The sequence below is a fragment of the Pseudonocardia aurantiaca genome, from assembly GCF_039526725.1.
GTDB classification, from domain to species: Bacteria; Actinomycetota; Actinomycetes; order Mycobacteriales; family Pseudonocardiaceae; genus Pseudonocardia; species Pseudonocardia aurantiaca.
The window spans coordinates 59,225-72,230 of the sequence record NZ_BAAAJG010000027.1 but is presented as its reverse complement, the minus strand read 5'-3'; the positions used below and the strand labels follow the sequence as shown (position 1 = coordinate 72,230).

Here is a 13,006-nt window from a genome sequence, read left to right as displayed (position 1 = left end):
GGTCACGAGGTCGGCCCGCTGGCGGTGGTCTCCCCGGTGGTCTCCTCGGTCGTGATGTCGTCGTGCGTGCAGAGCCCGCGGCTCTCCGCGTGCCCCGGGCCGCCGGTGCGCCCGAGACATGCGTACAGGTCGGTGGCCGACGCCCAGCGCACCCGCACCGGCTCGGCCGCGCTCGGTTCCCTGCCCTCGATGCCGTCGCATGGGTGGGGCTCCCGCGAGGCGCAGTCCGCCTCCAGCGTCACCACGAACCGAGCCGTGTAGTCGGTGCCCTGGCTCCCACTGAACGCGATCCCGACCGGGCAGCCGACGCCACCGTCCGGCGCATCGGCGACCGGCGGGAGGACGGCCCCGCCGCACGGCCGGACGACGACGGCCGTGCCGACCAGCGCGGGCTGGCAGCCGTCGTCCCCAGGCTCGGGGTCGTAATAGCGGAAGGCCGGCTGCCCCTGCGGGGTCTGCTGTGCGACCCGGAGGTCGACGACGCGGACGTCGAGCGCCGCCGCCTGCCCGTCCTCCGGCTCGTTGGCCAGGAACCCGCAGTGGTCGGGGATCCGCGAGAAGTCGTTGAAGTCCTCCTGGTACCGGTTGTTGAGCGTCGGGCCGGAGACGGTGAGCGTGCCGCCGTCGTCGCGCCGGGTCGTCATGACGACTGTCGGCTCGGTGCTGGGCCGACCGAAGCTGGCCTCAGGACGGGGTCCCCCGTCAAGCGTGGGGCTCAGGTCGTCCGTCGGTCCTGGACCGGCGGTCGGGGTCAGGGTCAGGGTCGGGGTCGAGCCGGGAGCGGCGCCCGGCGGCGGACCGGCGCATCCCGCCAACCCCACTACGAGGACGAGAGCGAGGCCCACGACACGGAGCGCCTCGGGAACAGCACGGCACATCGGACCCCCCTGAGCGGGGGAACGGTAGCGGAGCAGAGGTTGGCCTCGCGTGCGCCGACCGGGGGATCCGCCCCAGGGCGCCGCGCGCCCCGCCCCGGCCTGCGCCGCCCACGTATCGGCAGACTGTGCCGATGGAGGATCGGTCACCGCCGCCCATGGAGCCGGCGACGGGCACCGATCCGCGGCTGGACCTCGTGGCCGACTCGATCGACCTGCACCGCGGGCACATCCGGTTCGTGCACCCGCGCGACCCCGCCGCGCTGCTGTACGAGGAGGACGTCGCCTCCGACCAGGCCTACCCGCCCTACTGGGCGGAGGTGTGGCCGAGCGCCGTCGAGCTCGCCTACGCCGTGTCAGCACACGATTGGAACGGCGCCGCGGTGCTGGAACTCGGGTGCGGCCTCGGCCTCCCGGCCATCGCGGCCGGGCTCGCCGGGGCGCGGGTGCTCGCCACCGACCGTTCTGCTGACGCAATCATGTTCGCCGCCGTGAACGCCGAGCAGAACGGCGCCGCCGTCGAGACGGCCGTGTGCTCATGGTCGGAACCCGGACCGCTGCTCGCCCGGGCGCCGTGGCGGCTCGTACTCGCCTCCGATGTGCTGTACGGGCAGCGGAACGTCGACGAGCTGCTCGACCTGCTCCCCCGGCTGGTCGGCGACGAGGGCGCTGCGTGGATCGCCGATCCGCGGCGCCCGCTGACTGACTACTTCCTCGCGGCTGCAGGGGCGGAGTGGCGCTCGGTCGAGACCACCCCCACCCGTGAGCCAGAGGTCCTGATCCACCGCCTCACCGGACCGCTGCGGCCGGCTCCGGCGGGGGTACGCGTGGCCGACGCGCTGCGTGAGTGACCGCGCGGCGCCCCCCGCACCGGCCAGGCGTGCGGCGAGTTCCGCGACTTCGACCGGCGGTTCATGGCCTTCACCCTCCGGCACGCCCTCGACGGACTGGCCGAGCTGATCGCGGCCGACCCGGCGCTCGACGTCGACGCGAGCACCCGGGAGTTCGTCGCGATCTTCGAGGGCGCGACGAGGAGCGCCCGGTGACGCACGTGCAGCAGTTGCTCGCCGACGATCCGCTCTGGCTCGTGGTCCTGAAGGTCCTGGCGCTGTTCGTGCTCGCCCTGCTCGCCACGATGTTCATGATCGTGTCCGAGCGGAAGGTGGTGGGCCGGATGCAGCAGCGTCCGGGCCCCAACCGCACCGGCCCCGGCGGCTGGTTCCAGAGCCTCGCGGACGCTCTGAAGCTGGCGTTCAAGGAAGACATCATGCCGGTGATGGCCGACAAGAAGGTGTTTTTCATCGCCCCGGTGATCTCCACGATTCCGGCGTTCGTGGCGTTCTCGGTGATCCCGTTCGGCGGCGAGGTGTCGATCTTCGGTGAGCCGACGGTGCTGCAGTTGGTGGACCTGCCGGTCGGGGTGCTGGTGGTGCTGGCGTGTTCCTCGATCGGGGTGTACGGGATCGTGTTGGGCGGTTGGGCGTCCGGCTCGCCCTATCCGCTGCTGGCGGCGCTGCGCAGTGCGGCGCAGGTGATCTCGTATGAGATCGCGCTGGGGCTCTCGATCGTGGGGGTGATCCTTTACTCCGGGTCGCTGTCGACCGCGGACATCGTGTCGGCGCAGGCCAGTGGCTGGTATGTGGGGTTGTTGCTGCCCAGTTTCGTGGTGTTCGTGATCGCGATGGTGGGGGAGACCAACCGGGCGCCGTTCGACCTGCCGGAGGCGGAGTCGGAGCTGGTGGGTGGGTTCCACACGGAGTACTCGTCGTTGAAGTTCGCGCTGTTCTTCTTGGCCGAGTACGTCAACATGGTCACGGTCTCGGCGATGGCGACCACGCTGTTCCTGGGGGGTGGGCAGTGGCCGTGGCCGTTGTCGTTCCTCAACGCCAACGGCTGGTTGCAGTTCGTGGCGTTCCTGATCAAGACGTTCTTGTTCTTGTTCGTGTTCATCTGGTTGCGCGGCACGCTGCCCCGGATGCGGTATGACCAGTTCATGCGGCTGGGTTGGAAGGTGCTGGTCCCGGCCAGTCTGGTGTGGATTCTGGCGATCTTCGCGGTGCGGGCGTTCCGGTCGAGCGGGGGCAGCACGGCGTCGTTGATGATCGGGATCGGGATCGCGCTGGCGGCGTTGTTGGTGGTGGCGTTCCTGGTGCCGGACCGGAAGGTCCCGACCGAGCAGGTCGAGCTGGCCTCGGACTACCCGGTGCCACCACTGGACCTCGCCGTGCCCACACGACCGAAGTACAAGCTGCGGGCCGGCGATCGTGGCGACGGCGGCGGGGGAACGCCCCGTCGCCACGCGGCCGGTCGACTCAGGGGACGATGTTGTTGTTGATCTGGAAGAAGTTCTTAGGGTCGTACTTCGCCTTGATCTCCGCGAGACGGCGCAGGTTGCGCCCGAACGCGGTGTCCACGCCCTCGCGCATCGGTTCGTCGGAGCGACCACCGAAGTTCAGGTAGACGCCGCCGTTGCCGTACTTGCGCAGGCCGTCCCAGGACGAACGCACCCAGGCGACGTTGTCCGCGTCCTGCGCCGGGTCGGTCCAGTTCCCGTCGACCGACACCATGAAGGGCGCGGACCGTTCGGCGAACGCGGTCTCCTCCGGGCCAACCGCATGGACGGCGCCGCCGATGTGGAACATGTTGACCATCGTCATCGGGGCAGGCCGGTCCTGCGCCAGCCGCGCGACTGCTGACACCGCGTCGTCGTTGAACTCGTCCATGTACTGCGACTTCCAGTACGAACGCAGAACGTTGCGGGGGAAGAGGCCGTCGAGGCCGCTCTGCGCCATCGTGTACGGCATGGGCTGGGACATGTCGAACAGTGACGTGCCCATCTCGCGCAGCGGCCGCATCGCGGCCATCCCCTCCTCTGCGTCACCCGAGTGGAGCCCGGCGAGGATGATCACGGGACGGTCGTGGATCACCTCCGGCATGCCGGGAGCCGCCGGGAACGTGATCATCCCGGCGAACGCGGTGACCTCGTCCGGAGCCGCCAGCGCGTAGTCACGCCAGCCGCGCAGCAGATCCGCCGCGTCCTCCAGCGGGTAGAAGGTCGCCACGAACGCCACGATCGGCCCGACCGGGTGCAGGCCGAACGTGAACGAGGTGACGATCCCGAAGTTTCCGCCGCCGCCCCGGATGGCCCAGAAGAGATCGGGGTTGACGTCGGCGGACGCCGTGCGCACCTGGCCGTCGGCGCCCACGACCTGCGCCTCGACGAGGTCGTCGCATGCCAGGCCGTACTTGTTGTTCAGCCAGCCCAAGCCGCCACCGAGGGTCAGCCCGGCCACGCCGGTGTCGGACACCCGTCCACTCGGCGCGGCGAGCCCGAACGCCTGTGTCTCCCGGTCCATGTCGCCCAGCACCGCCCCGCCCTGGACGTGCGCCAGCCGGCGTTCCGGGTCGACCTGGACCGCCCGCATCCCGGAGAGGTCGATCAGCATGCCGTCGTTGATCGACGACAGGCCGGCCACCGAGTGGCCGCCGCCGCGCACCGCCGTGAGCAGGTTGTTGGCTCTCGCGAAGTTCACCGCGTCCACCACGTCGGCGGTGCCGGAACATCGTGCGACGAGACCGGGGCGATCCGCGTGCATCGCGTTCCAGCTCGGCCGCGGCTCCGGCTCGTAACCGGGGTCGGCGGGACTGACAACAGATCCTCGGAACTGCGTCTGCAGCGCTTCCAGCAGCTCGTCGTCGAGGCGGCTCGTCGAGCCGTCGATCATCGCGACGTTGACGGTCATCGTGGGTCCCCTCCCCACCACTGTCAGAGGGTGGGCACAGAGTGTCAGTTCTCCGGGCTGCACCCGGAGAACTTTGGACGTCACGGAACCGTGGCGCGTCACGCTACTGCCGGTTCCAGGTCGCCACATCGGCCGTACGGCGGCATGCCCGAGACGCGGACCGAGGATCCGATCCAGGCATTCCCGGCCCCGCCGAAACCCGTTGCCATCGACGGGCGGGCATCGAAGGATTCCCGGCATGTACTCGACCCCCACGCTGCTCGTCCGGACCGACGCCGTCTCCGCGCCGGTCACGCAGCAGCTCTCGTCCTGGGGAGGGTCGCTCCGCGTGCTCCGATGACGGGGGCGCTCGTCGCCGGCCTGCTGGCCGGGTACGGGATCGCATTGCCGGTCGGCGCCGTCGCCACCTACCTCGTCGCTCTCACCGCCCGGACATCACTGCGGGTCGGCGCGGCGGCAGCAATGGGAGTGGCGACGGCCGACGGCCTCTATGCCCTCGTCGCGGTGCTCGGCGGCCTCGCACTCGTCGAGCTGATCGAGCCGGTCGCGGTGCCGCTCAGGTGGCTGTCGGCTGCGGTCCTCGTCGTGGTGGCGGCGCGGGCGGCGGTGACCGCAGTCCGCGGCTTCCGCGCCGGCCCGGCGCCCACCCAGCAGCGACCGGCGCCGCCCGGCGTGCTCCGCGCCTACACGAGCCTCGTGGCGATCACCGTCGTCAACCCCACCACCGTCGTCTACTTCACGGCGCTGGTGCTCGGATCACAAGCCGGCGCCGCCGGGTCCGTCGCCGAACAGGTCGTGTTCGTGGCCGCCGTGCTGGTGGCCTCCGCCAGCTGGCAACTCGTGCTGGCCTTCGGCGGTGCGTTGCTCGGACGGTTCCTGACCGGACCGGTCGGCCGGCTCGCAACCGCACTCGTGTCGAGCGCAGTGATGGTCATGCTGGCGGTGATGCTCGTGTGACCCGTCGTCAGTCGCCGTCGAGCGGGCTGAAGGGACGGTCGGGCCACCACGGGTAGAAGTCGGGCATGTCCGCCGAGACCCGGCCAGGGAAGTGGGCCTGCCGCTTCTGCAGGAACGCGGTGACACCCTCCCGCGCGTCCTCGGACTCGCCCCGCGACTGGATCGCGCGTGAGTCCAGCCGGTGCGCGGCCATCGGATGGTCGGCTCCGAGCATCCGCCACAGCATCTGCCGGGTCAGCGCCACCGACACCGGCGAGGTGTTGTCCGCGATCTCACGGGCCAGCGTGTATGCGGCGGGCAGGAGTTCCTCCGGCTCGTGCACGGACCGGACGAGCCCTGCGGCCAATGCCTCGTCGGCGCCGAACACCCGCCCGGTGGCCGCCCACTCCATCGCGCGGCTGATCCCGACGATCCGCGGCAGGAACCAGCTCGATGCCGCCTCCAGCACGATCCCGCGGCGGGCGAACACGAACCCGAACCTCGCAGTCGTCGACGCCAGCCGGACGTCGGCAGGCAGCATCATCGTGACGCCGATGCCGACGGCGGGCCCGTTGAACGCCGCGATCACCGGTTTGACGGACTCGAAGATGCGCAGGGCGACCCGGCCGCCCTCGTCGCGGTGCGCAGGACCGTCGGCGTAGTCGAACGTGGCGCCACCGCCTGCCAGGTCGGCGCCGGCGCAGAACCCGCGGCCGGCGCCGGTGACCACAACCGCCCGCACGTCGTCGTCGGCGTCCGCCCGGTCGAACGCGTCGACCAACTCGTCCGCCATCTGCCGGGTGAACGCGTTGAGCCGGTCCGGGCGGTCGAGCGTGATCGTGAGGACGCCGTCGGCGACGGCGTAGGTGATCTGCTCGTAGGTCATGCCTTCGGTCCGCCGGCGGCGTACACGACCTGGCCGGAGACGAAGCCCGCTCCCTCGCTCACGAGGAACGACACCAGGTTCGCGATGTCCTCGGGCTGCCCGACGCGCCCGACGGGGATCTGCTGCGCGGACGCCGCCACGAAGTCGTCAAACGACATCCCGAGCCGCTCCGCGGTTGCCCTCGTCATCTCCGTGGCGATGAACCCGGGCGCGATCGCGTTGGCCGTGACCCCGAACTTGCCCAACTCGATCGCGAGTGTCTTCGTGAAGCCCTGCAGCCCGGCCTTCGCGGTGGAGTAGTTGGCCTGCCCGCGGTTGCCCAGCGCCGAGGTGCTCGACAGGTTGACGATGCGCCCCCACCCCGCCTCGACCATGTGCTTCTGTACGGCACGGGCCATGAGGAACGCACCGCGCAGATGCACGCCCATCACGGTGTCCCAGTCGGCCTCGGTGAGCTTGAACAGCAGGTTGTCGCGCGTGACGCCGGCGTTGTTCACCAGCACCGTCGGCGGCCCGAGCTCGGCCGCCACGCGGTCGACGGCCGCCTCGACCTGGCCCGCGTCCGATACGTCGACGGCCACGGCGAGCGACCGCCCACCCGCGGCCGTGATCTGCTCCGCGATGCTCTTCGCGGCGGGCTCGTCCAGGTCCAGCACCCCGACGGCCAGCCCGTCGGCGGCCAGCCGGTGTGCCGTGGCAGCGCCGATGCCGCGCCCCGCACCCGTCACGACGGCGACGCGGTCAGTGGTGGTGGTCATGGCTCGTCCTTCCCTCCAGCGGCCGGCGAACGGCCCCGGCCGGCCCCGGGGAGTCAGGATTCCAGTCCACACCGACCGTTTCGAACCGACCCGCCCAATCTGGGCCGGAGACGGGCTAACGCCGGGCCGACACCCGCCGACTATCGTGAGGCAACAGCTATTGCTCCACGGGGGGTCGAGCGATCATGCGGGCGTGGCGGGGCGTGTCCCGATGACGATCTCGAAGTCTCCGGGAGCCGGCTCCGGGCCGGTGCTCGATCCCGGCGGACGCCGCCGCGGCGAGCCGATCGCCGCACTCCGGAAATGGTGGGCGTGGCTCACTCGCTGTTCGGAGCCAGCCTGCGACCAGCGACCCGAACACCTCGGCTACTGCGCCCGGCACGCCCGCCCGTACGCGCCGGGCCCGGACGAGCTGTGGGGCGACCCCGACGTGGACCCGGACGCCACGAGTCGCTGAACCGCCGTTGGGCATCAACCGGCACGGGAGCCGCGGCGTCTGCCCAGAGTCTGGCAGGTCGACCGGTTCGCTGGTGATCAGGTCGATCGCTGACTTCGGCGGCACGCCGTGGGGTTTCCGGGCACAAGGAAGCCGACGGACAGATCTGGGTCGGCGCGGACGAGGAGTTGGCGAACGCGGCGATGCGCCGAAGGACATCCCGTAACCGGCGCACGCTACCGGCTGCCCCGGCCCGTAGCGGCAGAGCTGACCGCCATGAGATCAGAAGGGCGGCGGATCGTCGTCCCGCTCGGGGAGGCGGGCCGGGTCGGGTCGCACAGGGCTGGGTGGCGGGCGTGCTGTCCAGGTGGGTTCGGGGTCGGCCCGGTAGTCGTAGGGCTGACTGCGGTATCGGTGCCCGGTCGGGGTGATCCACTCGATGACGCCGTCGGGGAGCGCGCGGACCTGCCAGCCCGGGCTGTGCTTCAGGTGGTGGTCGTGGCTGCACCCGGCGGCCAGGTTCGCCTCGCTCGTCGGCCCCTCGGGGAAGGGGATCAGGTGGTCGAGTTCGCTGTCGGTCGCGCGGCGGCGGCAGATGGGTTGGCGGCACCGGACGTCGCGGGCGCGGACGTGGTCGGCCAGCCCGGCCGGGGGCCGGTAGGTGGCGCGCCCGTAGTCGAGCAGGGTGCCGGAGCGGGGGTCGTAGACCAGCCGGTGCAGGGTGGCGTCGGTGGCGATCTCCCGGGCGTGTTCGGCGGTGATCGGGCCGTGCCCGACCAGCTCACACGGCTGCTGATCCGCGCCGAGCAGGGTGGTGAACGGCATGACCACCTGCACCAGGGGTTTCCCGGGGGACACCGGCCGCGGCCCGGTGTCGGCGCCGCCGGGGTCGGTGGCGGGGGTGAGCCGGCCGGTCAGCAGCGCGGCGAGCAGGTCGGCGCGGCGGGCGTCCATGGAACGCGGGTCCTGCGCGCCGCAGCCCCGCGCCAGCCGGGTCAGCCACCCGAACGCGGCGACCGCGTCGGTGGCCGGGAGCAGCGCCCACAACGAGGCCATCCCGTCCGGTTCCGGGTTGACCGCGACCCGGCGGTCCCGGCGGGCGGCCGTGTGCCGCTGCGCGGCGCCTTCGGGGTCGGCCGCGATCACCGCCCGGGCCAGCGCGGCCTTCAGCTGGCCAAGGGTTTGTTCGGGGGCCCGGGGCAGCACCCGCTCCTGCACCGCCCGCGCGGTGTCTACCGGGAGGTTGCGGGTGGCGTCACAGATCGTGGCGACCCGCCGTTCGTCCAACCGCCCGGCCTGCCACAGGGCCAGGGTCTCCGGGAGCCGCTCGACCAGTTCCCGGGACTGTGCGATCCGGCCGGTCGCCGACCACCGCGACAGGTGCAGCGCCAGTCCCACCTCGTCCGGGGCGTACGGGCTGGCCGCGCAGGTGCGGTCGGTGCCGGCCATGTCCTTGGCGTCCGGCGGGCGGCGCCGAGCGAACTCCGCGACGATCCGGGCCTGGCGGGCCTGCGCCCACGCGGCCTGCCGTTCGAACCCGACCATCGCATCGATCAACTGCGCATCCGACAGGCACGCCGGGTCGCCGGTGTCCACGTCCAGTTCGAGCGCCGCGATCCCGGACGGGGCGGTGTCGGCCCAGGTCCGGTCCGGCGGCGGCTCCGGCCAGGTGAGCAGGTCCAGATCCGCGAGCTCATCCCGGAGGGGAGGCGCAGCGGTCTCGAACATGTGTTCGATTCTAACTGGCTCTAGTGATCTCCGGCAAGGTCATTGGCAGACAAAGGCGTCGACCCGTCGCCCCGCCCGGCGCCCTGTTGCGCGGGCCGCCCCCACACGGCTCAGGGTCGGATGCGCAGGACCTTCACGTGGTCCTCGTCGAATTCCTCGAAACGGAACGTCAGACCGGCGAAGGGGCTTCCTGGGAAGTCCCCGGTGATCGTGCAGGTCACGACCAGCGCATCGCCGACCGGCTCGATGTCGGTGATCGCGTACTCGACAAGGGGAACCTCGGTGCGCCAGGCGCGGATGGCATCGATTCCGGCGTACTCCTTGCCTTCGTCCTCGACGAGCGCGTCGTTGGCGAACAACGCGAAGTAGGCCTCGGTGTCCCGGGACGGGGCGAGCTCGAAGTAGCGCCGGACGATCTGCGGTGCAGTGGTGGCCGCCATGACGGTTCTCCTGTTCGTGTCGGGCTGGTCGGGCAGGTCAGACGGTGGGGATGGTGCCGCCGTCGATGACGTGCTCGGCGCCGGTGATGGCCGAGGCCCGGTCCGAGACCAGGAAGGCCACCAGTTCCGCGACCTCCGCAGGCTCGGTCGGGCGGCCCAGCGGGATGCCGCCCAGGGAATCCATCAGGGACCTCAGGGCCGCGGCGGTGTCGATGCCCTTGCCCTCGGCGATCCGGTCGACCAGGGCGTCGGCGGCGCTGGTCCGGATGAACCCCGGCGAGACGGTGTTGACCCGGACGCCGCGTGGGGCGACCTCGTTGGACAGGCCCTTGCTGTAGGTGGCCAGGGCCGCCTTCGCCGCGGCGTAGCCGAGGGTGGCATCGTGGAGCGGCATGGTGCGCTGGATCGAGGTCACATGCACCACGGCACCCCTGCCCCGCTCGATCATCCCCGGCACCAAGCCCCGGTCGAGCCGTACGGCGCCGAGCAGATTGAGGTTCAGCTCCTCCGCCCAGTCCAGGTCCGACAATGCCGCGAAGCCACCCGACGGCGCGTGCGAACCGCCGACGACGTGCACGAGGATCTCCACGCCCCCGTCGCGCACCACCGAGTCCACCACGGCCTCGGCACCTTCGACGGTCGAGGTGTCCGCGGCGACGAAGTGCTCGGGATCCGGGTAGTGGTCGGGCATCGACCGGGCGGTCACGGTCACCGTGGCACCCGCCGCGCGAAGCCGGTCCGCGATAGCCGCGCCTGCACCCTTCGTCCCGCCCGTGACCAGGGCGCGCCTGCCGTCCAGGCACTCGTCGGTCATACTCGGTGTCCTGACTGCTGAAGTCGAAGCGAGTGACTTCTAAATTAGCATCGACGCAGGAGGAGTCAAGGCGTGGCGCGCAAGATTCGGCTCGAGGACCGCGAATGCCCACTGTCGACGGCCCTGGGCTACGTCGGCGAGTGGTGGACGCTGCTGATCCTGCACGACTGCTTCGACGGCTACAGCCGCTTCGACCAGTTCCAGGAGAACATGAAGATCTCCACCAGCATGCTCACGAGCAGGCTCAAGTCCCTGGTGGCGAACGGTCTGCTGGAGAAGAAGCCGTACCAGACCAACCCCGTCCGACACGAGTATGTGCTCACCGAGCTCGGCCGATCGCTGCGGCCCGTGGTCGTCGCCCTCGCGGCCTGGGGAAACGCCCGGCTCGACCCGGCCGAGCGCAGCATGATCCTCGTCGACGCGATGACCGGGGAAGAGGCGGAACCCGTCCTCGTCGACCGGAGGACCGGACGGCGGGTTGACGGCGACGACTTCGTATTCACCGCCGGCCCCGCCGCCAGCGCTCCCTTCCGCGACCGCTACTCCGATGCTGTCCCCGGCGTCGACCCCACGACGGGATCATTCTGAAACGACCTCTTGGTCGGTAGTCGCCGACCAGAATTCGGGAGCGCAACCTCGTGACAGGCTCAGGTCCGCAGCCTCATCGCCGGGCGGACTGTGCAGCACACCGCTTCGCTGAGGGTCAGGCGGTGCCGGGCCCGTTGCCCCGGTCAGCCGGTGCAACCGGTGGCGTGCGCCGGTTACGGGAGGCCCTGCGCCGCATCGCCGCCTTCGCCAACTCCTCGTCGACGCCGACCCAGATCTGCCCGTCGGTCTCCTTCACGGGGAAGACCGTGATCGGGCGCGTCGCGGGCGGGCAGAGCGGCTCGCCGCTCTCGTAGTCGAAGACGCTGCCGTGGCACGAGCAGAGCAGTCCCTCGTCCGTGACCTTGCCGCTGGAGAGCAGGCAGTCGAGGTGGCTGCAGTAGTTCGATGTGGCATAGACCGTGCCGTCGCTGCGCGACAGCGCGATCTCCACCTCCCCGACGAACATCCGGCGGACCACGCCCTCCGGGATCTGTCCAGAGCGCGCGATGTTGTGGAACTCCACGTGTTCTCCCGGTCAGGCGTCGACGGTGTCGAGCAGGTCGAGCAGGTCGGTGTCCTCGTCGGCCAGCGCGGCCTCCGCCACGGGCGTGCCGCGGGAGATCAGCTCCCGGGCCGCGGTGACATCGCCGCCGCGGTCCATCGCGAACGCGGCATGCACGCGGCCTTCACGCAGGTAGAAGGCGGTGAAGTCGCGGTCGTCAACACTGCCCCGCACCACCACGGTCGAGTCGGGTCCGGCGTGCCCGACGAACTGCAGCCCGAGCTCGTACTGGTCCGACCAGAACCAGGCCGGGTCCTCGGCGGGCTGCGGGAGCCCCAGCAGCGCTCTCGCCACCACCGCGCCCTGCCTGCTGGCGTTGTCGGAGTGCTCGACGCGGACGTGCCGCCCGGTGGCCGTGTCGAACCGGCTCGCGATGTCCCCCGCCGCGAACACCCCCGCGACGGCGGTGCGGCACTCGGCGTCGACGAGCACGCCGCCTGCCATCGGGTCGATCGGCAGCCCTGACGCGCGGGCGAACTCGTCGTTCGGCACCGCACCGACCGCGACGACGAGCAGGTCGGCCTCGACGACCTCGCCGCTCGCGGTGCGCACGACCACCCCGCTCGCCGTCTGGTCCACCGACTCGACCTGCCGGCCGAACCGGAGGTCGACGCCGTTCTCGCGGTGCAGGTCGGCGTAGACCTGCGCCATCTCCGGGCCGAGCTGCCGCAGCAGTGGCAGGTCCGCCGCCTCAAGGCACGTGACCTCGACACCGAGGTCCCGTGCGGAGGCCGCGACCTCGGAGCCGATCAGCCCGGCCCCGATCACCGCGATCCGCTCGGCGCCGGGCAGGAGGGTCCGGAGCCGGTCGGCGTCGTCGAGGTCGCGCAGGTGCACCATGCGGTCGCCCTCGACGCCCGGCAGCCGCCGGGAGCGCACCCCGGTGGCCACGAGCACCGAGTCGGCAACGAGCTCGGCGCCCCCGGCGAGGTGCACGCGGTGGCCGGCCCCGTCGGCGGAGATCCGTTCGGCACGCGTCCCCAGCAGCAGCTCGACGTCGTTCGTGCCGCACCACGACTCGTCGAGGATGGTGACGTCGTCGAGGTCGGCGTCGCCGCGCAGGTACTCCTTCGACAGCGGTGGCCGCTGGTACGGGGCGTGCCGCTCCTCGCCGAGCACGACGAGGCGGCCACCGAACCCGCGGCGGCGGAGCATCCGCACCGCCGACACGGTCGCCTGGCCTGCGCCTACCGCGACGACGGTGGCGGGTGTTGGGGACAACGTTCGCTCCTCGAGGGGG

The 13,006-nt window shown here is 71.4% G+C and carries 15 protein-coding genes; 6 read left to right on the top strand and 9 right to left on the bottom strand.

What is annotated here, in order from left to right:
* Window positions 1-2 precede the first annotated feature (2 nt).
* Window positions 3-644, bottom strand: a complete 642-nt coding sequence (locus ABD143_RS33280; RefSeq protein WP_343986073.1) for a hypothetical protein — start codon at window positions 642-644, stop codon at window positions 3-5.
* Between the two features lie 365 nt (window positions 645-1,009).
* Here ABD143_RS33280 and ABD143_RS33275 point away from each other — a divergent pair, with 365 nt between their 5' ends.
* From ABD143_RS33275 to nuoH, 3 genes are all read left to right on the top strand, one after another.
* Window positions 1,010-1,726, top strand: a complete 717-nt coding sequence (locus ABD143_RS33275) for a class I SAM-dependent methyltransferase (RefSeq protein WP_343986069.1) — start codon at window positions 1,010-1,012, stop codon at window positions 1,724-1,726.
* A gap of 63 nt (window positions 1,727-1,789) precedes the next feature.
* Entirely contained in the window at window positions 1,790-1,921 is a 132-nt protein-coding gene (locus ABD143_RS33270; protein WP_343986066.1) for a hypothetical protein, read from the top strand.
* Entirely contained in the window at window positions 1,918-3,210 is a 1,293-nt protein-coding gene (gene nuoH / locus ABD143_RS33265) for an NADH-quinone oxidoreductase subunit NuoH (protein WP_343986063.1), read from the top strand. Before ABD143_RS33270 ends, nuoH begins: the two co-directional genes overlap by 4 nt.
* Here the strand turns inward: nuoH and ABD143_RS33260 are convergent.
* Complete coding sequence (locus ABD143_RS33260; RefSeq protein WP_343986060.1) at window positions 3,188-4,618, bottom strand: FAD-binding oxidoreductase; 1,431 nt, start codon at window positions 4,616-4,618, stop codon at window positions 3,188-3,190. The genes nuoH and ABD143_RS33260 overlap by 23 nt on opposite strands.
* 336 nt (window positions 4,619-4,954) lie before the next feature.
* On the opposite strand from ABD143_RS33260, the gene ABD143_RS33255 reads away from it, so the two are divergent.
* A complete protein-coding gene (locus ABD143_RS33255; protein ID WP_343986057.1) occupies window positions 4,955-5,575 on the top strand; it encodes a LysE family transporter in 621 nt (206 codons plus the stop codon).
* Window positions 5,576-5,582: 7 nt separating this feature from the next.
* On the opposite strand, the gene ABD143_RS33250 is transcribed toward ABD143_RS33255, so the two are convergent.
* A complete protein-coding gene (locus ABD143_RS33250; RefSeq protein WP_343986054.1) occupies window positions 5,583-6,440 on the bottom strand; it encodes a crotonase/enoyl-CoA hydratase family protein in 858 nt (285 codons plus the stop codon).
* Complete coding sequence (gene fabG, locus ABD143_RS33245; protein WP_343986051.1) at window positions 6,437-7,198, bottom strand: 3-oxoacyl-ACP reductase FabG; 762 nt, start codon at window positions 7,196-7,198, stop codon at window positions 6,437-6,439. Before fabG ends, ABD143_RS33250 begins: the two co-directional genes overlap by 4 nt.
* A gap of 193 nt (window positions 7,199-7,391) precedes the next feature.
* Between fabG and ABD143_RS33240 the strand changes: the two genes are divergently transcribed.
* Window positions 7,392-7,655 carry a hypothetical protein gene (locus tag ABD143_RS33240; RefSeq protein WP_343986048.1) on the top strand — a complete coding sequence of 88 codons (264 nt, stop codon included), beginning with the start codon at window positions 7,392-7,394 and terminating at the stop codon, window positions 7,653-7,655.
* A gap of 261 nt (window positions 7,656-7,916) precedes the next feature.
* Here ABD143_RS33240 and ABD143_RS33235 read toward each other — a convergent pair whose 3' ends face one another.
* The 3 genes from ABD143_RS33235 to ABD143_RS33225 all read right to left on the bottom strand — a co-directional run bounded on the left by ABD143_RS33235 (window position 7,917) and on the right by ABD143_RS33225 (window position 10,616).
* Window positions 7,917-9,362 carry an HNH endonuclease signature motif containing protein gene (locus ABD143_RS33235; protein ID WP_343986045.1) on the bottom strand — a complete coding sequence of 482 codons (1,446 nt, stop codon included), beginning with the start codon at window positions 9,360-9,362 and terminating at the stop codon, window positions 7,917-7,919.
* 110 nt (window positions 9,363-9,472) lie between these two features.
* Window positions 9,473-9,802 carry a nuclear transport factor 2 family protein gene (locus tag ABD143_RS33230; RefSeq protein WP_343986043.1) on the bottom strand — a complete coding sequence of 110 codons (330 nt, stop codon included), beginning with the start codon at window positions 9,800-9,802 and terminating at the stop codon, window positions 9,473-9,475.
* A 37-nt stretch (window positions 9,803-9,839) separates the two neighbouring features.
* The gene (locus ABD143_RS33225; RefSeq protein ID WP_343986040.1) at window positions 9,840-10,616 is read right to left on the bottom strand and encodes an SDR family oxidoreductase; all 777 of its coding nucleotides are present in this window, start codon (window positions 10,614-10,616) and stop codon (window positions 9,840-9,842) included.
* Window positions 10,617-10,688: 72 nt separating this feature from the next.
* On the opposite strand from ABD143_RS33225, the gene ABD143_RS33220 reads away from it, so the two are divergent.
* Window positions 10,689-11,204, top strand: coding sequence for a winged helix-turn-helix transcriptional regulator (locus tag ABD143_RS33220; RefSeq protein ID WP_343986038.1), 516 nt, complete (start codon window positions 10,689-10,691; stop codon window positions 11,202-11,204).
* Window positions 11,205-11,319: 115 nt separating this feature from the next.
* On the opposite strand, the gene ABD143_RS33215 is transcribed toward ABD143_RS33220, so the two are convergent.
* Together ABD143_RS33215 and ABD143_RS33210 are read right to left on the bottom strand one after the other, a co-directional pair.
* Entirely contained in the window at window positions 11,320-11,727 is a 408-nt protein-coding gene (locus ABD143_RS33215) for a Rieske (2Fe-2S) protein (protein WP_343986035.1), read from the bottom strand.
* 12 nt (window positions 11,728-11,739) lie between these two features.
* Window positions 11,740-12,987 carry an NAD(P)/FAD-dependent oxidoreductase gene (locus ABD143_RS33210; protein WP_343986032.1) on the bottom strand — a complete coding sequence of 416 codons (1,248 nt, stop codon included), beginning with the start codon at window positions 12,985-12,987 and terminating at the stop codon, window positions 11,740-11,742.
* Window positions 12,988-13,006 lie beyond the last annotated feature (19 nt).